General features: G+C 58.0%; 16 protein-coding genes. 7 read left to right on the top strand and 9 right to left on the bottom strand.

The features are described from left to right. Nucleotides 1-77: 77 nt before the first annotated feature. Together H8B20_RS23610 and H8B20_RS23605 are read right to left on the bottom strand one after the other, a co-directional pair. On the bottom strand, nt 78-2,606 hold the full coding sequence (locus H8B20_RS23610) for a PepSY domain-containing protein (RefSeq protein ID WP_210624825.1): 2,529 nt from the start codon (nt 2,604-2,606) through the stop codon (nt 78-80). A 128-nt stretch (nt 2,607-2,734) separates the two neighbouring features. Continuing rightward, nucleotides 2,735-5,044 carry a TonB-dependent receptor gene (locus tag H8B20_RS23605; RefSeq protein ID WP_210624779.1) on the bottom strand — a complete coding sequence of 770 codons (2,310 nt, stop codon included), beginning with the start codon at nt 5,042-5,044 and terminating at the stop codon, nt 2,735-2,737. Between the two features lie 207 nt (nt 5,045-5,251). On the opposite strand from H8B20_RS23605, the gene H8B20_RS23600 reads away from it, so the two are divergent. The 4 genes from H8B20_RS23600 (at nt 5,252) to H8B20_RS23585 (ending at nt 10,054) form a co-directional block, all read left to right on the top strand. Next, entirely contained in the window at nt 5,252-5,932 is a 681-nt protein-coding gene (locus H8B20_RS23600) for a Fe2+-dependent dioxygenase (protein WP_210624778.1), read from the top strand. Continuing rightward, nucleotides 5,929-6,684 (top strand): tetratricopeptide repeat protein, encoded by a 756-nt coding sequence (locus H8B20_RS23595; RefSeq protein WP_210624777.1) that lies wholly within the window; start codon nt 5,929-5,931, stop codon nt 6,682-6,684. Before H8B20_RS23600 ends, H8B20_RS23595 begins: the two co-directional genes overlap by 4 nt. A gap of 229 nt (nt 6,685-6,913) precedes the next feature. Then, complete coding sequence (locus H8B20_RS23590; protein ID WP_210624776.1) at nt 6,914-9,130, top strand: alpha-xenorhabdolysin family binary toxin subunit A; 2,217 nt, start codon at nt 6,914-6,916, stop codon at nt 9,128-9,130. Nucleotides 9,131-9,175: 45 nt separating this feature from the next. Continuing rightward, nucleotides 9,176-10,054 (top strand): hypothetical protein, encoded by an 879-nt coding sequence (locus H8B20_RS23585; RefSeq protein ID WP_210624775.1) that lies wholly within the window; start codon nt 9,176-9,178, stop codon nt 10,052-10,054. 40 nt (nt 10,055-10,094) lie between these two features. Here H8B20_RS23585 and H8B20_RS23580 read toward each other — a convergent pair whose 3' ends face one another. From H8B20_RS23580 to H8B20_RS23560, 5 genes are all read right to left on the bottom strand, one after another. Then, nucleotides 10,095-11,258 (bottom strand): type III PLP-dependent enzyme, encoded by a 1,164-nt coding sequence (locus tag H8B20_RS23580; protein WP_042557616.1) that lies wholly within the window; start codon nt 11,256-11,258, stop codon nt 10,095-10,097. A gap of 640 nt (nt 11,259-11,898) precedes the next feature. Continuing rightward, nucleotides 11,899-13,056, bottom strand: a complete 1,158-nt coding sequence (locus tag H8B20_RS23575; RefSeq protein ID WP_210624774.1) for an osmoprotectant ABC transporter ATP-binding protein OsmV — start codon at nt 13,054-13,056, stop codon at nt 11,899-11,901. Next, a complete protein-coding gene (locus H8B20_RS23570) occupies nt 13,053-13,706 on the bottom strand; it encodes an ABC transporter permease (protein WP_210624773.1) in 654 nt (217 codons plus the stop codon). Before H8B20_RS23570 ends, H8B20_RS23575 begins: the two co-directional genes overlap by 4 nt. A 13-nt stretch (nt 13,707-13,719) precedes the next feature. Next, complete coding sequence (locus tag H8B20_RS23565) at nt 13,720-14,613, bottom strand: glycine betaine ABC transporter substrate-binding protein (protein ID WP_210624772.1); 894 nt, start codon at nt 14,611-14,613, stop codon at nt 13,720-13,722. A 21-nt stretch (nt 14,614-14,634) separates the two neighbouring features. Further along, complete coding sequence (locus H8B20_RS23560; RefSeq protein WP_178120922.1) at nt 14,635-15,324, bottom strand: ABC transporter permease; 690 nt, start codon at nt 15,322-15,324, stop codon at nt 14,635-14,637. 357 nt (nt 15,325-15,681) lie between these two features. On the opposite strand from H8B20_RS23560, the gene H8B20_RS23555 reads away from it, so the two are divergent. The 3 genes from H8B20_RS23555 to H8B20_RS23545 all read left to right on the top strand — a co-directional run bounded on the left by H8B20_RS23555 (nt 15,682) and on the right by H8B20_RS23545 (nt 19,559). Next, complete coding sequence (locus H8B20_RS23555) at nt 15,682-17,265, top strand: peptide chain release factor 3 (protein ID WP_042557621.1); 1,584 nt, start codon at nt 15,682-15,684, stop codon at nt 17,263-17,265. Between the two features lie 660 nt (nt 17,266-17,925). Further along, nucleotides 17,926-19,119 (top strand): MFS transporter, encoded by a 1,194-nt coding sequence (locus H8B20_RS23550; RefSeq protein ID WP_210624771.1) that lies wholly within the window; start codon nt 17,926-17,928, stop codon nt 19,117-19,119. A gap of 179 nt (nt 19,120-19,298) precedes the next feature. After that, the gene (locus tag H8B20_RS23545) at nt 19,299-19,559 is read left to right on the top strand and encodes a hypothetical protein (protein WP_150596507.1); all 261 of its coding nucleotides are present in this window, start codon (nt 19,299-19,301) and stop codon (nt 19,557-19,559) included. Between the two features lie 214 nt (nt 19,560-19,773). Here the strand turns inward: H8B20_RS23545 and H8B20_RS23540 are convergent, their stop codons facing one another. After that, nucleotides 19,774-20,754, bottom strand: coding sequence for a peptide ABC transporter ATP-binding protein (locus H8B20_RS23540; RefSeq protein WP_042557623.1), 981 nt, complete (start codon nt 20,752-20,754; stop codon nt 19,774-19,776). After that, nucleotides 20,754-21,722, bottom strand: coding sequence for an ABC transporter ATP-binding protein (locus H8B20_RS23535; protein ID WP_042557624.1), 969 nt, complete (start codon nt 21,720-21,722; stop codon nt 20,754-20,756). The genes H8B20_RS23540 and H8B20_RS23535 overlap by 1 nt, the downstream gene beginning before the upstream one ends. Nucleotide 21,723: the final 1 nt, after the last annotated feature.

Here is a 21,723-nt window from a genome sequence, read left to right as displayed (position 1 = left end):
TCTTTGATCTTGGTTTAAAAAAAAGACAAGGTCAAAAGATCGCAGCCTGCGGCAGCTCCTACAGGGGAGTGGGGGTGTCAGTAAACATCCCGGCGATAACGACCCTGCTCAATCAGGCGTTCAACCTCAGCAGCCCCAAGCACTTCGTTGAGCACTTGATCAACGCCTGATGCCATCCCTTGCAGGCTGCCGCAGATGTAGATAACAGCACCCTCCGCCAGCCATTTCTTCAACTCCTCAGCCGATTCCCGCAAGCGATCCTGCACATAAACCTTCTCTGCCTGATCACGCGAAAACGCCAGATCCAGTCGTGCCAGATCGCCATTGATCAACCACTCTTCCAGCTCCGCCCGGCACAGGTAATCGTGCTCACGGTGACGCTCGCCGAACAGCAACCACTGACGTTGCTGAGCATCAGCAATGCGCGCCTTGAGCAGGCTGCGCAGACCGGCCAGCCCTGTGCCGTTACCGATCAGAATCATTGGCACCGGTTCATTCGGCAAGTGGAAACCACTGTTACGGCGTACCCGCAAGCTGATGCTGCCGCCTACCGGCGCATGCTCGGTCAACCAGCCTGAAGCGATGCCCAGCGTGCCGTCGGCGTGCTGTTCCTGACGCACGATCAACTCCAGCACACCGTCTGCGGCAATCGAGGCGATCGAGTATTCGCGCATGGCCAGCGGCACCATGGCATCGACCACTGCCTGCGCGTGCAGGCCGACCAGATGCGCGCGGTGCTCGGGCAGTTGGCGCGAGGCCAGTGCCACTTCCAGAGGTTCTTCGAGGCCGTTGATTTTCACAATCGTCTCGCCACGAATGCCGAGGCCGTCGAGGAAGTGTTCGATGGCCCACGGGCAGTTGCGTGGCAGCACTTCGACCAGATCCCCGGCCAGCCAGCTGCTGGTGTTCGGTGCGCTCAGGCCCAGCAGATAAACCGGCGAACCGCTGCTGCCAGGGTTCATCAGTTCACGGCGCAACAGCGTCCAGTTTTCGTAGCTCGGTGCCTGCCAGGTGTCGACCGGTGCTTGCCCGGTGAGCAAGCCCAGTTGGGTTTGCCAATGATGCAGGGCGTATGGGTCGCCGCTGTCGACTTCTACCGGGGCAAACAGGGGCTTGCCGCCGTGCTCGGCCAGCCACTGATGCAGGCGTCGGGCGAAACCGCAGAAGTGCTGATACTCACGGTCGCCAAGCCCGAGGACGGCGTAGCTCAAGTTGTCGAGTGTCGATGCTTTGGCCAGAACCTTGCGCTCGAAACCACGGGCGCGGTCCGGTGCCTGGCCGTCGCCGAACGTGCTGACGACAAACAGCGCATTGCTCGACTCACGCAGATCCTTTTCGCTGACATTCGCCAGCGGCTGCACTTTCACCGGCAGCCCGGCGGCCTGCAATTGGCCTGCGGTCTGCCACGCCAGTTGCTCGGCGAAACCGCTCTGGCTGGCGAAGCCGATCAGCCACGCCGGGGTATCGCCGGCCGGCGGTTCGAAGCCTTTGCGCGCCTCCTTGATCTGCTTTTTCTTGCGACGACGATCGAGGTACAGCAGCCATCCGGTGATGAAAAACAACGGCATGCACACCGCCGCGACGGTAATAATGATCCGTCCGACGAGGCCGAAATAACTGCCCACGTGCAGCGCGTAAATGCTGGTCAGCAATTGCGCCTTCAAGCTCTTGTCGGCATAGCGGTCGACACGTTTGACAATGCCGGTGGCCGGATCGAGGGTGATCTGGTTCAGCGCGCGATCATGGGGCGAGCTGTCGAGCAGGTAGAACACCGTCGCCGGTTGACCGGCCACGGGCGGCATGCGGATGTTGTAGGCAGACAGGCCTGGACCGGCGGCGCTGTAGATGCTGCTCCACATCGCGGCGTAGTCGGCGGTTGGCGCCGGGCCATGTGGGGCCGGGCCGCGACCGCCGCGTACGCGTTCGTTTTGCGGAGCGTCGGAAAGCAGTCTGGTCAGGCCTTTGTTGTACCACTCGTATGACCACGACAACCCGGTCAGCGCCAGCAGCAGATACACCAACAGGCACCACGTACCTGCCACCGAATGCAGGTCCCAATTAAAGGTGCGACCCTTTTTCTTCCAGTCCAGGGTCAACCAGACGCGCCAGCTGTTCCACTGCCGAGGCCAGCGCAGGTACAGGCCCGAAAGGCAGAAAAACACCAGGATCAGGGTGCAGGCGCCTGTAATGTTGCGCCCGGTGTCACCGATAGCGAGGAAACGGTGCAGTTGCAGCATCAGACCGAAGAAGTCCTGGCCGGTGGCATCGCCCATGAAGTCGCCGGTGTACGGATCGAAGTAGCGCATCTCGCCGCGACGTTCACCCTTGGGCGGGGTGAAGAATACTTTTGCCGCGTGGCCGCTTTCGGTCTCCACCGACAGCATCGAGACTTTCTTGCCCGAAGTGGCTTCGATGCGCTCTACCAGTTCAACGGGCGGCAGCACGCCGGCGACCTGTTTTTCCACCTGCAATACCGAGGGGTTCAGCGCCCGCAGGATTTCGTCCTGAAACGAATAGGCCGCGCCGGTGATGCCCATCAAGGCCAGCACCAGGCCTGCGGTGATGCCAAAAAACCAGTGCAACTGGAACAGGGTTTTCTTCAACACTTCACTCGCCGTCCGTTCGGAAATTGTCTTCACGGCGCGCATTATGCCGTGGGTTGTCGAGAAGCTTCTTGATTACGCACAAAAGCCCCGTTCAATTGAATGAACGGGGCTCGCTGTTCCTACAGGTTTTAGAAGTGGAAGTTGGTGCTCAACAGTGCCGTACGCCCCGCTGCCTGGCTGGCGAAGTGGGTGGCGAAGGCTTTGTCGTAATAGGTTTCATCGGTCAGGTTCTGCACGTTGAGTTGCAGGTCGACGTTCTTGGTCAGCTTGTAAGCCGCCATCGCGTCGTAACGCACGTACGAATCAACCATGGTGGTATTGGCCACGTTGCCGAACACGTCGTCGACATAGAACGCGCCGCCACCGATCGTCAGCTTCGGCGTGACCTGGTAAGTGGTCCACAGGCTGGCGCTGTTCTTCGGCGTGTTAGGCAGTTGGTTACCGTCGGTGGCGCGGTTCAGCGGGCCGCCGTCAACCTGTTCGCTGTCCATGAAGGCGTAACCGGCGAACACCTGCCACTTGTCGGTGAGCTTGCCGCTGGCCGACAGCTCGACACCTTGCACGCGGGTTTTGCCGGCGTTCTCGTACGAGGTGGTGTCGACTTGTACACGCGCGTTTTCTTTCTCGGTGCGGAAGATGTCAGCGGTCAGCGACAGGCGATCATTGAGCAGGTCCCACTTGGTACCGATTTCGTAGTTCTTGGTGGTTTCCGGCTCCATGTCGCTGCTCAGCAGATTGCCGGCGCGATCCTTGGTGCCGCCCAATGGGTTGCCGTCCATGCCTTCACCGAGGGTGTTACCCGGTGGGGTGGCCGAAGTCGCGTAGGACGCATAAATGCTGCCGTTTTCCGCAGGCTTGTAGACCACGCCGAACTGGCCGGTAACGAACTCGCTGACGTCATCGCCCTTGGCGGTGGTAGCGCCGGCGGCGGTGTAGGTTTTGTATTCAGTGTCGAAGTGGTCGTACCGCAGCCCCATGTTCACCAGCCACTGCTCGGACAACTCCAGGGTGTTGAACGCATACAGCGCGTAGGTGTTGGCCTTGGTGTCGGTGCCGGCGTAGTTGCGCGAAATCGCACCATTCCACGGATCGTTCGGATTCGGGTTCGACAGCGAGGTGCAGTTGTAGCCGCTGGACGCGCCAATCATCGCCGGCGTGCAGTTGCTGCTGGCCGGCACATTGGTGGTGCGCGGCGTAGTGTCGGTGTTGACGTTGTACGAAGACTTCTGGCTTTGCTCACGGGTGTATTCGACACCGGTGGAGAAGCTGTTCTTGAAGCCGGCGACGTAGAAATTGCCGAACAGGTCAGTCTGGTTGGTGGTGGTCTCGGTGTTGCTGACCCGCGTATTCGCCCGACGCCACAAGCTGCCGTTGTTGACGTTGCCTTTGCTATCGTCTGGCTGGGTGAGGATGTAATCCTGCATGCTGGTGCCGTGACGCAGGGTGTTCTTGATGGTCAGCGAGTCGCTCAGGTCATGCTCGATGTCGAACGTCGCGGTGTCGGTGCGGCCCTTGCGGAAATCGCGATCCAGACCGTAGAAGTTGCTGTCGTCGCCACCGGCATACGGCTTGTCCGGATTGGACTTGGTGCGCGGGCTCGAAAAGCTGTACGGGATACCCGAGTCCGGCGTGTCGTTGCTTTCCAGATGGTAGTAATCAAGGTTGACGCGGGTGTCGGTGCCCAGACCGAAGGCTAGGGAAGGCGCGATGCCCCAACGGTCGTAATCGACTTTGTCGCGACCGGCGACGTTGCTTTCGTGGCTCATCAGGTTCAGACGGCCAGCGGCGGTGTCGCTGAACTGGTAGTTGCCGTCGAGGGTGTAACGCTGAGTCTGGTCGGAGCCCCAGGTGAAACCACCGTCGAATGAGTTACCCAAGTGAGCCTTCTTGCTCACCAGGTTGATGCTGCCGCCCGCCGCGCCGCGACCGCCGATGGCGGAGTTCGGGCCCTTGCTGACTTCGATGTTCTCTACGGCGAAGATTTCGCGGCTCTGCGAGCCCGTGTCGCGCACGCCGTCGAGGTAGGTGTCGCCCTGGGCGTCGAAGCCACGGATGAACGGACGGTCGCCCTGCGGGTTGCCACCCTCACCGGCGCCGAAGGTAATGCCCGGCACGGTGCGCAGGGCGTCCTGCATGTTCAGGGCGCCGGTGTCCTTCAGGACTTGCTGCGGAATAACGGTGACCGAGCGCGGCGTGTCGATCAGCGGCGCGGTGTACTTGGGCGAGGAGGCTTTCTCGACCTGGTAGGACGTCGAGTCCTGCGCTTCGCCAGTGATGGCAGTGGCGTCCAGGGCGATGGCATTGCCGGAGGCTTTGCTGTCAGTCTTTTCGGCGGCAAACACCATGTGGCCGGCGGAACCGGCGGTGATTGCCACGCCAATTGCAGAAGCGAGCAGACGTGGTGAACTGACCGGTAATTGTGCGGGTTGACGTGCCATTTTTATTCCCCTCCCCAAGGATTTGAGGCGGCGGAATATAGGGTAAACGGGTATTCGTATCAATTGCGAAATATTGTTATTCGCACTGAATTTACATTCTTTACAATTTGGCCTTACGGTTTTTACCTGTTCATTCGTCCCGTGGGTTTTACACAGACAATAAGAATCAATACCATTGCCGCCTCTTTGCCATCAGGTGACATTGCCATGCTGCTGCACATCCCCGGTCTGTTTGAAAAGGACGAAGTGCAGCGCATTCGTGAGGCGCTGGAACAGGCAGATTGGGCTGACGGCAAGATCACCGCTGGCTACCAATCGGCCAAGGCCAAGCACAATCTGCAACTGCCCGAAGGCCATCCGCTAGCCAAGGAAATCGGCGCGGCGATGCTCGAGCGGCTGTGGAAGAATCCGCTGTTCATGTCTGCTGCGCTGCCGCACAAAGTGTTTCCTCCGTTAGTGAACTGTTACAAGGCCGGTGGCAGTTTCGATTTCCACATCGACAATGCCGTGCGCCAGCCCAAGGGCAGCATCGAGCGGGTGCGTACCGATCTGTCGGCCACGCTGTTCTTCAGCGAACCTGAGGATTACGACGGCGGCGAACTGGAAATCCATGACACCTTCGGCACTCAAAGGGTGAAATTGCCCGCCGGCGACATGGTGCTGTATCCCGGCACCAGCCTGCATAAAGTCAACGCAGTCACTCGCGGCGCGCGTTACGCCTCATTCTTCTGGACGCAAAGTCTGGTGCGCGAAGACAGCCAGCGTGCGTTGCTGTTCGAGATGGACGGGGCGATTCAGCAACTCACGCAAGATCTGCCCGATCACCCTTCGCTGATTCGCCTCACCGGCGCTTATCACAACTTGTTGCGGCGCTGGGTCGAGGTATGAGTTTTCATCTGCGCCGTCAGGAAGTCCTCGACGGCGAACAGCTCAGCGCCATGCTTGAAGAGAGCCCGGGTCGTGCGGCGCAGGCGATTCTATTGGCGGCGGGCGAGGGAGTTGTCGAAGCGCAGGCGTTGCTTGGGCAGATCCTGCTCGATGGTCAGGGTATCGCGCAGGATCAACCCTTGGCACTGCGCTGGTTCGGCATTGCTGCCGGGCAAGGGCATCTGATGGCGCGCAACATGCTCGGCCGTTGCAACGAACATGGCTGGGGCTGTGAGGCGGATGCTGCGGTTGCGGTGCAGCATTATCGAATCGCCGCCGAGTCCGGGCTGGACTGGGCGATGTACAACCTCGCTAACCTGCTCGCCACCGGTCGCGGCATCGCCGAAAACCAGGCGCACGCCCTGATCTTGTATCGTCGTGCTGCGGCGTTGGGCCACGCCAAATCAATGAATCTGTTAGGTCGTTACCTGGAGGAGGGACGCCATTGTCCGCAGGATTCACTGGCCGCGCGTGATTGGTATCGCCGTGCGGCCGAGGGCGGTGATTTTCGTGGGCAGTTCAGTCACGCGGCGATGCTCGCCGACGACGGCCAGATCGATGATGCCCTTGTCTGGCTGCGCAAGGCGCTGGCGGGGGGCAATGCGAACTTTCTGCGGGTTGCAGGCGAATCGCTGATGAATGCACCGCACTTACGCATTCGCGCAATGGCCGACGCTTATAAGCTGCGCTTGTCGCAGTTGATGGCGTCGTAATGATTTGTTTTCATCGTTAGTTTTTTAAGTGGTGTGAGTGGTTTGCCAGGCATTAATGACTGAGTAAGTAATTATGTTGTCGTGATTGCTAATATTTAAGCGCTTGTTGGTTTTTATCTTGTTGTCCTAAGGTTGTTTTGCGATGTCCGTGATCGAGTTGACCTAAAACTCGACAAGGTCGAATCGCAATTGACTTTAATAAATATCCAAAGCAGACAAGGAGTCTCTTATGGGATTCAGGATAGATAACAAGATTGTCGAAAACGCCACGAAAGCACCTGCCGTGTTTGTCAGGGCCTCGCTTGGTGAGGGTGATGAATACAATCGTGATACCGGTATTCAGCTAACCAAAGAGCAGATTATCAGTTTGAGAAAATATGAAGTTCTTGGGTTGTCTTTGCCCGTGCGCTTGCAGGATGTTATTGCGTACTTGAACTACGGCGCGGGTGATAGCGGCGGCCTCGGCCTCAAGCCAGCAGACTTTCTGCGTACATTCAGCACTACTTATGATCACGCCAAACGATGGTCGCCGTTGCGTGAAAAAATCATGCTCACGGGGACCGATCTGAAGATTTTTGCCGGCAGTATCATCCGTACAGGCAGCGGAATAGTCGAGATATATGAAGATCTCAAAGTGTCCAGATACCTGGAAGAACACAATATAAGTACCCCTGAACAGTATCTGGAGCTCAAGCGAAAGATCCCCAATCTTCCTGATCTCGCGTTGCAGGAGGGCGATGTTCCGGAGATAAAAGCCTACCTTAATGACATGCTGGGCAAAGTCAGGCAATGCCATCAGAAAGCTGAACGGGTCCGGGAGCAACTGGACAGCTTTGGCAAGGACATGCGCGAGAAAGTCTTGCCCGAGATCAAACTGCGTCTGGAGTTTGTTTCGAGGAATACCTATCAGGCGGACATTCAGGTACTGCAAGGGGAGATCGATCAGCGCTCGAAGGAGATTGATGAACTCAATAAACAATATGATCAACTGGTACAGGAGGCCATCACGGCTGCTGCGACCTTTAACATCGCAGGATTGATTCTCGGTATCTATCAGGGCGTAAAGGCAGAAGAGATCCGCAAGAAGCGCAACAATCTCAAAGCCGAACAACAGGCTGCCAATCAGAAAATGGCCAGCAAGAGTCAAACGTTGGCTTCTTTGAACAAGATACGGGATGACTTGCAAAACCTCGACTATGTAGCGATCGAAGCTGAAATTGCAACTCAAAATCTGATGTTGGTATGGAATGCATTGAGCACTTACATCACGGCCTCCATCAAAGAGGTCGATTCTCTGCATGAGGCCACGTCGTTGCGCAGGTTCAAGAATCAGATTCTCACCATTATCGATCCGTGGGAGCAGATAAAATCCAGTGCTGATCAACTGCTCGACGTGTTTGCAGCAGCGGATAAAGAGTATGGAAACAAATTTCAGTCATTCAGGAGCAAGAGAATCATGTTTTCGCTGCCAACTAATCAAACTTATCCGCAAGTCAATGTGGCAGCTTTGCGTGCTCACTTGACCGCCATGCAGAAAAGCAATACCACTGCGCAAATGCTTTTTGAACAGTTTAACTATATGCCTGGCATTGTCCGCAACATGAATGATTTGTCGATTGCTGTTCAGAGAGCAACATTTGATATGCGTAACCAGGCCCGGACAGACATCATTCATCTGGAGCGTGCGCGGGACAAGCTGAAAGGATATCAGGCCGAACTTGCCTATCCCGAGGATGTGGAAGAAGTTCGTGAAGACATGGAAAACGAACTCAAGAGTACTTCCAACAAGATCTCTGAGCGTTATGAAGACCTCAAGGTCATTCGCAGCAGCCTGAGTACTGCGTATGACCGGGCCACTTCGCAGCAATGGATTGCAACACTGCAACAGGATCGGGATGTAACGGAAGCACTGAAGGTCAAATCCGACGAGAAATTGACCGATCTGGAAAAACAGATGAAATCGGCATCCGAAGGGATCGACCTGATCGCCAAAGCCGGTGTGGAAAAGATCGGCCAGGAAGCGCAATTAACGCTGGATAATCTCAAAGCCCTGGGTTTGGCACCGCCGCAGGTTCAAATTGCATTGCTGGCGATCGACACCCTGAAAAAAATCATCTCCGGTATTGGTGAAGCGATTTCGTTTCTGAACATGCTGGATGCTTACAACAAGCTCAGGGATAAAGCCGCTGACTTGCGGGTGCAGTTGAAGAAGTACAAAAGCGACATCGCCCGGACAGACGGGAAAATTCAATTGGTCAACGCTCTGGATCAAATGGACGAGGGTCGTTGGGGCTATGTGAACGAGTTTTCGAATCTGGTTAACGGTTTTGACTCGTTCCGCCGAGACTTCAGGCAGGACAAGTCACAACCTGTCGAGGAGCGTGCCGATGCCGCGATTGCCCGGATCACCGAAGTCGTGAGGTACCTGAAGTCTGTTCAACAATAAGGAGTGGGGGCGGTGGGCTGCGCGCCCATCGCTACTTGAATAGTCATGAACATACTTTCCTATGACCTCTCTGCCGCGCAGCGGCACGTGCTGGATCGCTATACAAGATTTCTCGGTTCTCTTCACACGACCTTCAACAACATCCCCGTGGTATTTGCCCGTCGAAAAGCCAGCGGTCATGCACCCGCGGTGTTGGCCAGTGACTCGCGCCTGAACAATGCCCGTTTCAATGAGCGCTATTTGCAAGACCTCTGGGAGCGCACAAAAGAAGCCCGGATCCTGTGCAGTGCTTACGTCGCGGATCTCACAACGTTTGCGCAAGAGACCCGGGAAATGACCCGTCGTACATCAAGGAGTGAGCCCCTCAGCAAGGTGGATTTCAAGGGGTACAGTTTGTCCCGATCGCCGACCTGGAGGCTGTTTCCGCCTAATGATGTCCCCGATCTGGTTCACGAATTGGCACTGCGGTTTTATCAACTCAGGGCGATGATTCAACAACTGAAAGACACCATCGCCGAGGTGCATGACGAATCGTTCGGGCTCAGGTCGGTGTTTACCAAGGCAATGGATCATCGCTCCTGCCAGTGCCATGCCCAGCCAACGGTTGTCCAGGAGTTGTTCCGTGAAGCCCGCACCATGCCGTTTTGGGATATCACTTATTCTTCCGCGGATGCAGTGATCCGGGCCGCAGAATACAAAACTGATATTGGCATTTTGTTCAACGGACTGGCGTCCGTGAGTTCGCGAGTCAGTCTGTTTCTTGAGGCAACGGGATCGCACATGGACACGGCGATCAACGAGTTATTAAGTGCTGAAAGCGTCTCGAAACTGGGCGAGTTGAATTTCAAATTAGCCGCGACCCAGGAGCTGGCTGACGCGTTCATGGCCATGGTTGACCAACTTGAGAATTGGCTGCGCAAATAAAAAAAGGCCCATGCATGGGCCTTTTCATTTAACGCGTCAGTTAAAGGTAATACGACTTCAGCGGCGGGAAGCCATTGAATTCAACGGCGCTGTAGCTAGTGGTGTACGCGCCGGTCGACAGCCAGTACATCCGGTCACCGATCGCCAGGTTCAGCGGCAGGCCGTACTTGTAGTTCTCGTACATGATGTCGGCGCTGTCGCAGGTCGGGCCGGCAATGACGACTTCTTCCATCTCGCCTTTCTTCTCGGTCCAGATCGGGAACTTGATCGCTTCGTCCATGGTTTCGATCAGGCCGGAGAACTTGCCCACATCGGTGTACACCCAGCGCTCTACAGCAGTGCGGGATTTGCGTGCAACCAATACCACTTCGCTGACCAGGATGCCGGCGTTGGCGATCAGCGAACGGCCCGGCTCCAGAATGATTTCCGGCAGGTCATCACCGAAATCCTCTTTGAGGAAGCGGATGATTTCCTCGGCGTAGGTTTCCAGGCTGTTGGTGCGGGTGATGTAGTTGGCCGGGAAGCCGCCGCCCATGTTGATCAGCTTCAGTTCAATGCCGTCTTCTTCTTTCAGGCGCTCGAAGATCACTTTGACCTTGGCGATTGCCGCGTCCCACACGCTGATATCGCGCTGCTGCGAGCCAACGTGGAACGAGATGCCGTAAGGCACCAGGCCAAGGTCGCGGGCGAGGATCAGCAGGTCCATGGCCATGTCGGTCTGGCAGCCGAATTTGCGCGACAAAGGCCAGTCAGCCGTAGTCGAACCTTCGGTCAGGATACGCACGTAGACTTTCGAGCCCGGCGCCGCTTTGGCGATGTTGCGCAGGTCGGCTTCGGAGTCGGTGGAGAACAGACGCACGCCTTTCTCGTAGAAGTAGCGAATGTCCTTGGATTTCTTGATGGTGTTGCCGTAGCTGATACGGTCCGGGCTGACGCCGCGATCCATCACTTTGTCGAGCTCGTAGATCGAGGCGATGTCGAAGCTTGAGCCTTTGTTCTTGAGCAGGTCGATGATCTCGACGGCCGGGTTGGCCTTGACTGCGTAATAGACCTTGGCGAATTCGAAACCGGCGCGCAGGTCATCGTAGGCCTGGCTGATCATCGCGGTGTCGATGACCACGAACGGGGTTTCTTGCTTGTCGGCAAACGCCTTCATTTTGTCAAAAGTGGCGCGCTCGAAATAATCTTCGACGTTGATCGACATGCTGGGAACTCCTAAGGGCAAACAATAATAAACATGGGTAAAAATGAACGTCCTCCGTATCCCCACTTTGGTTCGCCTACTTCCCAAGGCATGTCGCCGAAAGCAAAAAGGCCATGGGAAATGCAGCTTTTTTCCCTTGGCCTTGCTGTCTCGTCGTCAGTACTTGAGCCGGATGGATCGTTTCCAGCATGGACGTTCGGCGCGAACTTTAGGGCGTGAGGGGCCTGAGATCAACTAAAAATGTCGCGTTTTTGCACGCTTCTGACGTGCGACGCGGATATCACTCTTTGTAGCCGACCGAGATGACGGGCAGATGTTCCCCGCGAACTTTGCAGTGTTAAAAATACCTGCACGTTCGCTGCTTTTGTCAGCGAAGTCGCGGGTAAGTGTGATGGGCGCAACATCGGCGACGTTGGCGGCGAGAGGTGCGTATGAAGGGGATTTAGGTTGTTTGCGAAGCGCTTGTCGGTGTGTTCTCCGAGTGGCGTGTGTTGAGATTCTTTTCCAGTTGGCGAATGAGGAAAAAATCACGCAGATCCTGTGGGAGCGAGCCTGCTCGCGAAGGCATATTCACAGCCAGCATCATGGTTGACTGATATTGCGCATTCGCGAGCAGGCTCGCTCCCTCAGGTTTCGTGTTTTACGCGACTACCGCCTCAGCCGGCGAGACGATGCTGGTCTTGCCGCCGCGAGATTTACCGGAGCTCAGGTACTCGGCAATCGACTCCTGCGTTACCTCGCCCAGGAACACCCGATCGGCATCCATCACCGGCAGCCACGAGCGGTTGAACTCGTACATGCGCGACAGCAGGATGCGCAAATGCTCGTCGTACGCCGCCGTGGCGTTGAATTCGCGAAGATATTGCGCACAGGTGCCGGTCTGGCGGTGCAGATCGCGACGACGCACATAACCCAGCGCCTTGTTCTCGGCACAGGTGACGACGACATAACGACGGTCATGCTCGTCCATCAATTCCAGCGCATCGGCCACCGGGGTTTCCGGGCTCACCGACGGCGCGTTGTCCGCCGCGTCTTCAGCCTTCACCAGCAACAGACGTTTGAGCGTGCTGTCCTGACCGACAAAGTTGCTGACAAATTCGTCCGCCGGATGCGCCAGCAGCGTGTCCGGGTGATCGATCTGCAGCAGCTTGCCAGCGCGGAAGATCGCGATCTTGTCACCCAGCTTGATCGCTTCGTCGATGTCGTGGCTGACCATGATCACGGTCTTGTTCAGCGCGCGCTGCATCTCGAAGAATTCGTTCTGGATCATCTCGCGGTTGATCGGGTCGACCGCACCGAACGGTTCGTCCATCAGCAACAGCGGCGCATCTGCCGCCAATGCGCGGATCACGCCGATACGCTGTTGCTGGCCACCGGACAACTCGCGCGGGTAACGATGCAGATACTGCTTGGGCTCAAGCTTGATCATGCTCATCAGTTCGCGGGCGCGGTCGTGGCATCGCTGCTTGTCCCAGCCGAGCAGTTTCGGCACCACGACGATGTTCTCCTCGATGGTCATGTTCGGGAACAGACCGATCTGCTGGATCACGTAGCCGATGTTGCGACGCAGGGTCACTTCGTCCAGATCGGTGGTGTCTTCGCCGTTGATCAGGATCTTGCCCGAGGTCGGTTTGATCAGACGGTTGATCATCTTCAGCGTGGTGCTTTTGCCGCAACCCGATGGCCCGAGGAACACACAGATTTCGCCTTCATTGACGGTCAGGCTCACCGAATCCACGGGTTTGAAATCTTTGCCGTTGCTTTGGAAGGTCTTGCTGAGGTTTTGAAGTTCGATCATTTGAGTAATCCTTTTGGAGTCAACGAGCGTTGCAGCCATTGCAAAAACAGGTCGGCGAAGATCGCCAGAAGACTGACCAGCAGCGCGCCGACGATAAGCATCGACATGTCACTGCGGCTGATGGAGGCGAGGATCAACACGCCGAGGCCGCCAGCGCCGATGGTCGCGGCGATGGTCATCACGCCGATGTTCATCACCACGGCGGTGCGCACACCGGCGAGGATCACCGGCACTGCAATCGGCAACTCGACCATGCGCAGGCGCTGGCCGAAGGTCATGCCGATGCCGCGTGCGGCTTCACGGATACCCGGCTCAACGCCGGTCAACGCCAGGTAGGTGTTACGCATGATCGGCAGCAGTGAATAAAGGAACACCGCGGTGATCGCCGGCATTGGGCCGAGGCCTTGGCCGAACTTTGAGTAGAACGGCAGCAGCAGGCCGAACAGCGCAATCGACGGCACGGTCAGCAGCACGGTGGCGCTGGCTTGCAACGGGCCGGCGAGGCTCGGGAAGCGCGTCATCAGAATGCCCAGGGGCACCCCGACGAAGATCGCCAGCGTGACAGCGATGCCAACCAGCGTGATGTGCTGCCAGGTCAGGTGCATCACCTGTTGCCAGTCGAGATGGGAAAAGGCGTTCAAAAATTCCATGACTTTTCCTCCCTCAATTCAACGGATGTTGGCGCAGAAAATCGGCGGCAACAGCAGATGGGATTTCGTGATCGACATCGACCCGCGCGTTGAGCTGGCGCATGGTTTCGTCATCGAACAGTTCGGCCAGTGGCTTGAGCTGCTCGGCCAGTTTCGGGTTGGCGTCCAGCGTTGCCTGACGCACCACCGGTGCGGCGGTGTAGTCGGGGAAGTAGTGCTTGTCGTCTTCCAGCAGCTTCAGGCCGAAGGCATTCAAGCGACCATCCGTGGTGTAGACCAGACCGGCAAACACTTGGCCGTTGCGCAGCGCCGTATAGACCAGGCCCGCATCCATCTGGCGAATGTTTTTGCGGCTCAGGTTCATGTCGTAGAGCTTGACCATGCCGAGCAGGCCGTCCGATCGGTTAGCGAACTCGGTGTCCAGTGCCACCAGGTGATTGGTCTTGGCTTCAGCCTGCAACACCTCGTTCAACTGACTGATGTTGTTGATCTGCGGATATTGCTCGGCGACTTTTTTCGGCAGCGCGAGGGCGTAGGTGTTGCTGAACTTGGACGGGGTCAGCCAGATCAGACCTTTTTTCGCGTCGAGTTCTTTCACCCGGGCGTAAGACTGAGCGCTGTCGAGTTTTTCGGTGACATGGTTGTAGGCCACCAGCGACACGCCGGTGTATTCCCAGAGCATGTCCAACTGGCCACTTTCGTGGGCGCTGCGGGCCAGGTTGCTGCCCAGACCGCCAGTGATCTGCGCGTCGTAGCCTTTGCTGCGCAGGTATTGCGCGGTGATTTCGGCGAGCAAGGTCTGCTCGGTGAACACGCGGGCGCCGAGGCGGATAACCGGTTTGTCGGCGGCTTGTGCGATTCCTGCGAACAGCAGGACGCAGCCTAAGATAAAGCTAAGTCGTTTCATGTGAATTCCTTTGCCGAGGCCTTAAGACGGGCGCAAACCGCGTTCCAGCCAGAGACGGCTGGCGAGGGTGACCACGCCATCGAGCAGCAGGGCCAGCAGCGCGGTGCACGCGGCGCCGAGCAGCAGTTGCGGCTGATTGTTCAGGGCGATGCCAGGGAAAATCAGGCTGCCGAGGCTGTTGGCACCGATCAGGAACGCCAGCGGCGCCGTCCCGACATTGATCGCCAGAGCCACGCGCACACCACCGACAATGATCGGCACGGCGTTGGGCAGTTCAACGCGCCACAGCACCTGACGCGGAGTCATGCCGATGCCGACGGCCGCCTCCTTGAGCGAACCCTGGACGTTTTTCAGGCCTTCATAGGTGTTGCGCACAATCGGCAGCAAAGAAGCGAGGAACAGAGCGAAGATCGCCGGGCCACTGCCGATGCCCAGAATCCCCAGGGCGATCGCGAGTACGGCCAGCGGTGGCACGGTGTTGCCGATATTGAAGATTTGCATGAAGCGTTCAGCGCGGCCAACCATGGTCGGGCGACTGAGAAAGATGCCGGCTGGGATGCCCACGACAAGGGCGGCCAGCATCGAAGCGAGGACAAGAATCAGATGAGCTTGCAGGTAAAACAACAAATCGTCGCGGTAGTGTTCGATCGTGTTGATGCCGATCCAGTGGACCAGCAGGGCCAGGAGCGCGATCACCACCGCACCTCCCATCAGCCCTTTGCCATAGCGGATAGCCACAGGCGGACTCCTTTTTTATAGTCGGCGAACGCCGTCCCGTGCGGCATGCCATGCCTGGCTGCCGGGAGTAAACGTTCGCGAAAAGCAGCTCCCTCAGCACCGGCAAAAAGCGGTCTGAAAGCGAGCCATGAGCGCAGCCTCGTCAGGCTAACTTGCTGATTTTTCAGCCCCTGACGAAAATTTGTAACAGGGGATGGACGTCTCCGTGCTTTAAAAGGTTCCCACCTAAGGCAGCATTTGGCCACCCTTAATGTGCTCAACGGTTCGGTTATTGCATTGACTTGGGCTATAATCGCGGCCCTTTTTTGAATCACCGCCAGGCGATTTCCCATGACCAACCAGGCCGCCGAAGTCGCGAAACGCCGCACTTTCGCCATTATTTCCCACCCCGATGCCGGTAAGACGACGATCACCGAAAAGCTCCTGTTGATGGGCAAGGCGATTGCGATTGCGGGCACGGTGAAATCCCGTAAATCCGACCGCCATGCGACATCCGACTGGATGGAGATGGAGAAACAACGGGGTATTTCCATTACCACGTCGGTCATGCAGTTCCCGTATCGCGACCACATGGTCAACCTGCTCGATACCCCGGGCCACGAAGACTTCTCCGAAGATACCTATCGCACCCTGACGGCGGTGGACTCGGCATTGATGGTCCTCGACGGCGGTAAAGGTGTCGAGCCGCGTACGATTGCGCTGATGGACGTCTGCCGTCTGCGTGACACGCCGATCGTCAGCTTCATCAACAAACTCGACCGTGACATCCGCGACCCGATCGAACTGCTCGACGAGATCGAAGCCGTCCTGAAGATCAAGGCTGCGCCGATCACCTGGCCGATCGGTTGCTACCGCGACTTCAAAGGCGTGTATCACCTGGCCGACGACTACATCATTGTCTACACCGCCGGCCACGGTCACGAACGCACCGAAACCAGAATCATCGAAAAGCTCGACTCCGACGAGGCGCGCGCGCATCTGGGCGACGAGTACGATCGCTTCGTCGATCAGCTGGAACTGGTGCAGGGCGCCTGCCACGAATTCAACCAGCAGGAGTTCCTCGACGGTCAACTGACCCCGGTGTTCTTCGGTACCGCGCTGGGCAATTTCGGTGTTGATCACGTGCTTGACGCCGTCGTCGATTGGGCACCGCGTCCGCTGGCCCGTGTCGCCAACGAGCGCACCGTGGAGCCGGTTGAAGAGAAGTTCTCGGGCTTCATCTTCAAGATCCAGGCGAACATGGACCCGAAGCATCGCGACCGCATCGCCTTCATGCGCATTTGCTCCGGCAAGTACGAGAAAGGCATGAAGATGCGCCACGTGCGCACTGGCAAGGACGTGCGCATCGGCGACGCCCTGACGTTCTTCTCCTCCGAGCGTGAGCAACTGGAAGAAGCGTTTGCCGGCGATATCATCGGTCTGCACAACCACGGCACCATCCAGATCGGCGACACCTTCAGCGAAGGCGAAGCCCTGAGCTTCACCGGCATCCCGCACTTCGCCCCGGAACTGTTCCGCCGCGTGCGTCTGCGCGATCCGCTGAAATCCAAGCAACTGCGCCAGGGCCTGCAACAACTGGCCGAAGAAGGCGCCACCCAGGTGTTCTTCCCGGAGCGCAGCAACGACATCATCCTCGGCGCCGTGGGTGTGCTGCAGTTCGATGTGGTCGCCAGCCGTCTGAAAGAGGAATATAAGGTTGAGTGCTCCTACGAGCCAATCACCGTGTACTCCGCGCGCTGGATCGAATGCAGCGACAAGAAGAAGCTCGAGGAATTCTCCAACAAGGCAGTGGAAAACCTTGCAGTCGACGGCGGCGGTCACCTGACCTACCTCGCCCCGACCCGGGTCAACCTGGCCCTGATGGAAGAGCGCTGGCCGGACGTGAAATTCCGTGCGACGCGTGAGCATCACTAAGCGCTGAGCTTTTTTGTCCAAAGCCCCTGAGGTGTATGCCTTGGGGGCTTTTTTATTTGTTTGGTTTTGTGTGTATATCCGTTTTTTCGGTGATGGCGGCTTAAGGTTTCGCCCTTACGGCGAGTCACTTTTTCAGACGCCAAAAAGTAACCAAAAGGCTGGGCCCCGGCGTTCGGCCCGCTCGCTGGAGCTCGGGGTTCCTTCGCTCCGGGATTGATCCGGGGGCATCGCCTCCGGTTTGCTTCGCTGCACCTCCTCTCGATGTGTTTGGCTCCGCCAAACGGCGCTACGCGCCTCCTCCCGGATCAACCCCTCCACTCAGCCGAAGGGGCCGGAACGGCAAGATCAAAAGCTGCAGCCGAGCTAACGCTCATCCTGTAGCTGCCGAAGGCTGCGATCTTTTGATCTTGATTTTGCCTTTCTGTGGGAGACGGCTTGCCAGCGATGGCGGTCTTACAACCGACCATTTTCTAGCTGAGTGCACTCAACAATTAAGCTGCCGAAGGCAGCAAAGTCAAAAGATCGCAGCCTGCTGCAGCTCCTACAGGGAGGCGGTAGGGCGACTCCGTTTTTGTCGGATCAATGTACTTGAACGCGACAACCCGCCTGTTGAACGTTAGTGTTCCAGCTCCCGGCAAGTCGTTTTGAGAGGTCAATGGAATGACGAGTCGACTGACTCACCTGTTACGACTCGATGGCTATTTCGGCGTCATGGCCTGGGTGCTCGCGGCGCTGCTGTTCATCAATCGCTTGAGCAGCATGGTCAAGTTGTTCATGGCGCTGTATCTGCGTCAGGAACTGGGGCTGGCGATTGAGACCGTTGGCTGGTTGCTGTCCGGTTACGGCGCGGGACTGTTGATCGGTTCGATGGTCGGCGGGTTGCTCAGCGACCGCATTCCCACTGCGCGGCTTACGGCGGCGCTGTTTTTCCTGTCGGCATGGACTCTGCTGTTGTTGGGGCTGGTCACCGATGTGCCGTGGCTCGCGGCGTTGTTGCTGTTCAGTGGCGTACTCGATGGGGCGATCCGCACGCTGCATCAGCGGCTGATCATGGAGTATTGCGAAACCGCGCAACGCTCACGCGCGCAGGCTTTGAGCCGGGTCGCGCGCAACCTCGGTATGGCCGCCGCCGGTATTGCTGGCGGGGTGCTGGCGCAGACTGATTTTCGCTGGGTGTTCTTTGTCAGCGCGGCGATGACGTTGCTGGCCCTGCTGTGGTTTGTCCGCACGACATGGCGCCGTTCGGTGCTCGCACCGGAGCACTCAGCCGACAGCGCTGAAACACCGGGCGTCCCCCATCGCGACCGGCCATTTCTATGGCTGTTGGCTGCGGCCATTCTGCTCGGCATGGCCTTCGACACGGTCTACAGCATGCTTGGCAATTATCTCACCGATTACTACCGCTTGAGCACCGAGGCCATCGGCTGGCAGTTCGCCTTGAACGCGGTTCTGGTGGTGACCTTGCAAGTTCCGCTGAGCCATTGGGGCGAGCGCTGGGGCGTGCGTGCACAATTGGTCGCCGGTTGCGTGTTGCTGGCCATCGGGTTGGGCATGTTGCCGCTGGGGTTCGGGCTGGCTTATGTCTGTTTGTCGACGCTGATCTGGACACTGGGCGAGACGCTGTTCATGCCGCCGTTGAATGTGCTGGTCATGCAACACGCACAGGGTGGCAAAAGCGGGCAGTACTTCGGTTTGTTCTTCATGTGCTGGAGCGCCAGTGCACTGTTGTCGCCAGTGCTGGGTGGGCAGATCTACGGCCAATTCGGCGGGCACAGTGTCTGGGTGGTCAGTGCCGTACTCGCGCTGGCGGCAATCCCGTTGGCGTGGCGGGCAACCCGTACGTCCACCCTCTAAATGGCTGCACATGCTGCTTAGCAGAATCGGTACTAGGGATTATTCGAAAGCATTCTGCCGGGCGACGGCATTTCTATGGCTTCGATAACGTCCTATCTGGTGAACCCGGCTGATCGGAACTAGATTTCATTCAGCGCCGGATCGGCATTGTGTTTCAGCTGCACAGGATGGAATCGATCATGAAAAACAGGTTGCTGCGTGTTTTATTGCTGTTGAAAGTGATGGTCCTGCTGTCCCTCGGCACTGCGACGGCTTGGGCCGAGTGCGAGGATCATGATTCCCAGGCCTTTAACGGGCAGGTGGGGCATAGCGGGCTGATGCTCGCCAAGTCCGAGTCCGAGCCGGGTGATCAGGGGCAGGGTGGAACTGCTGATGACGATGACTCGATGACAGACGAGCCGGACTCTGATGATCCGGATGAAGGCGACAGCCAGACGTAGATTGCAGGCAAAGAAAAACCCCGTCTGCCTCGACTGATGAGTCGTCGAGGTAGATGGGGTTTGCTTGTTACGCCATCGCTGAATTCAACATCATCCCCTGTGGGAGCGGGCTTGCCCGCGATTACGGTGTGTCAGTCGACAAATCAGGTGACTGACACGCTGTCATCGCGGGCAGGCCCGTTCCCCCAGGTTTTTGCCTTTTCCCCGGATCTGCTTACGCCGCACCGTCGAGGAACTGCTCGGCGTAGTGGCAAGCCACCTGCCGATTGTCGAGCAAGCGCAATGCCGGCTCTTCCGTGCTGCAGCGCTCGGTTGCGTACGGGCAGCGCTTGTGGAAAGCGCAGCCTGGTGGCGGGTTCAGCGGGTTGGGCAGTTCGCCGACGATCTTGATTTTCGGCTTGTTCGGGTCCGGGTGAATGGTCGGGGTCGCCGACAGCAGCGCTTGGGTGTACGGGTGAAGAGGGCGTTCGTAGATGTCGTTCTTCGGGCCCATTTCCACCGGGCGACCGAGGTACATCACCATCACGTCATCGGCCACGTGTTGCACCACCGCAAGGTTGTGCGAGATGAACACGTAAGCGGTGTTGAACTCCTGCTGCAGGTCCATGAACAGGTTCAACACCTGCGCCTGAATCGACACGTCGAGCGCCGAGGTCGGTTCGTCCGCCACCAGCACTTTCGGTTGCAGCATCATCGCCCGAGCCAACGCAATACGCTGGCGCTGACCCCCGGAGAACATGTGCGGATAACGCTGGTAATGCTCGGGACGCAAGCCGACCTGCTTCATCATCGCCTGGACTTTCTCGCGACGTTCGGCGGCGGACAGGTTGGTGTTGATCAACAGCGGTTCGGCCAGTTGATCACCGACTTTCTGCCGTGGGTTCAGCGAGGCGTACGGGCTCTGGAACACCATCTGCACGTCTTTGCGCAGTTGCTTGCGCTGGGCCTTGTCGGCGCCGGCAACTTCCTGGCCGGCGATTTTCAACGAGCCGGACGACGGCTCCTCAATCAGGGTCAGGGCGCGCGCCAAAGTGGATTTGCCGCAACCCGACTCGCCTACAACCGCGAGAGTCTTGCCGGCTTCCAGTTCGAATGACACGCCGTTAAGCGCGCGCACGGTCGCGTGGCCCTTGAACAAGCCTCGGGACACTTCGTAGTGACGGGTCAGGTCGCGGGCGGTAAGTACGACGGCCATTACGCCACCTCCTGGTTCAGCGGGTAGAAGCAGCGGGCGAGGCTGTGGCTTTTCGGATCAAGGGTCGGACGCTGCGCGCGGCAGCTTTCCTGCACGTACGGGCAGCGCGGCGACAACAGGCAACCTTGCGGACGGTCGTAACGGCCGGGAACGATGCCCGGTAGTGTCGCCAGACGGTCAGCCCCCTGGCTGTGTTCCGGAATCGCCTTGAGCAGCGCTTCGCTGTACGGGTGCGCCGGAATGTCGAACAGCTGTGGTACCTGACCGACTTCAACAGCCTGGCCGGCGTACATCACGCATACACGTTGGGCGGTTTCAGCGACGACGGCGAGGTCGTGAGTGATGAGCACCAGGCCCATGTTCTGCTCTTTCTGCAACGCCAGCAGCAGATCCATGATCTGCGCCTGAATCGTCACGTCGAGTGCAGTGGTCGGCTCATCCGCGATCAGCAGTTTCGGCTCGCCGGCAATTGCCATGGCGATTGCGACGCGCTGGCTCATACCGCCGGACAGTTGATGCGGGTAGGCGTCCATACGGCTGGCCGCGCCCGGGATTTCAACTTTTTCCAGCAGTTCGATGGCGCGTTTGCGTGCTTGCTTGCTGGACATTTTCAGGTGCAGGCGCAGCACTTCTTCGATCTGGAAACCGACGGTGTAGCTCGGGTTGAGCGCAGTCATCGGGTCCTGAAAGACCATCGCCAGGTCTTTACCGACGATCTGCCGACGTTGACGGTTGCTCAGCTTGAGCATGTTCTTGCCATCGAAATTCAGCGCATCGGCGGTGACGATCCCCGGGTGCTCGATCAGGCCCATCAGCGCCATCATGGTCACTGATTTGCCCGAGCCGGACTCGCCCACGATGGCCAGCACTTCGCCCTTGTCGACGCTGATGTCGAGGCCATCGACCACCGGCACAGCGTTCTTGTCGCCGAAGCGAACGTTGAGATTCTTGATTTCCAACAGTGACATT

The organism is Pseudomonas sp. P42 (assembly GCF_017973755.1).
In the GTDB taxonomy this organism is placed as follows: domain Bacteria; phylum Pseudomonadota; class Gammaproteobacteria; order Pseudomonadales; family Pseudomonadaceae; genus Aquipseudomonas; species Aquipseudomonas iridis.
This window is presented reverse-complemented; position numbering and strand designations above follow the sequence as displayed.

What these genes read in the sequence shown, in the direction of transcription:
- H8B20_RS23605 (WP_210624779.1), bottom strand. Translation starts at nt 5,044, where the DNA reads ATGGCACGTCAACCCGCACAATTACCGGTCAGTTCACCACGTCTGCTC.
- H8B20_RS23600 (WP_210624778.1), top strand. Translation starts at nt 5,252, where the DNA reads ATGCTGCTGCACATCCCCGGTCTGTTTGAAAAGGACGAAGTGCAGCGC.
- H8B20_RS23595 (WP_210624777.1), top strand. Translation starts at nt 5,929, where the DNA reads ATGAGTTTTCATCTGCGCCGTCAGGAAGTCCTCGACGGCGAACAGCTC.
- H8B20_RS23590 (WP_210624776.1), top strand. Translation starts at nt 6,914, where the DNA reads ATGGGATTCAGGATAGATAACAAGATTGTCGAAAACGCCACGAAAGCA.
- H8B20_RS23585 (WP_210624775.1), top strand. Translation starts at nt 9,176, where the DNA reads ATGAACATACTTTCCTATGACCTCTCTGCCGCGCAGCGGCACGTGCTG.
- H8B20_RS23580 (WP_042557616.1), bottom strand. Translation starts at nt 11,258, where the DNA reads ATGTCGATCAACGTCGAAGATTATTTCGAGCGCGCCACTTTTGACAAA.
- H8B20_RS23575 (WP_210624774.1), bottom strand. Translation starts at nt 13,056, where the DNA reads ATGATCGAACTTCAAAACCTCAGCAAGACCTTCCAAAGCAACGGCAAA.
- H8B20_RS23570 (WP_210624773.1), bottom strand. Translation starts at nt 13,706, where the DNA reads ATGGAATTTTTGAACGCCTTTTCCCATCTCGACTGGCAACAGGTGATG.
- H8B20_RS23565 (WP_210624772.1), bottom strand. Translation starts at nt 14,613, where the DNA reads ATGAAACGACTTAGCTTTATCTTAGGCTGCGTCCTGCTGTTCGCAGGA.
- H8B20_RS23560 (WP_178120922.1), bottom strand. Translation starts at nt 15,324, where the DNA reads ATGGGAGGTGCGGTGGTGATCGCGCTCCTGGCCCTGCTGGTCCACTGG.
- H8B20_RS23555 (WP_042557621.1), top strand. Translation starts at nt 15,682, where the DNA reads ATGACCAACCAGGCCGCCGAAGTCGCGAAACGCCGCACTTTCGCCATT.
- H8B20_RS23550 (WP_210624771.1), top strand. Translation starts at nt 17,926, where the DNA reads ATGACGAGTCGACTGACTCACCTGTTACGACTCGATGGCTATTTCGGC.
- H8B20_RS23545 (WP_150596507.1), top strand. Translation starts at nt 19,299, where the DNA reads ATGAAAAACAGGTTGCTGCGTGTTTTATTGCTGTTGAAAGTGATGGTC.
- H8B20_RS23540 (WP_042557623.1), bottom strand. Translation starts at nt 20,754, where the DNA reads ATGGCCGTCGTACTTACCGCCCGCGACCTGACCCGTCACTACGAAGTG.
- H8B20_RS23535 (WP_042557624.1), bottom strand. Translation starts at nt 21,722, where the DNA reads ATGTCACTGTTGGAAATCAAGAATCTCAACGTTCGCTTCGGCGACAAG.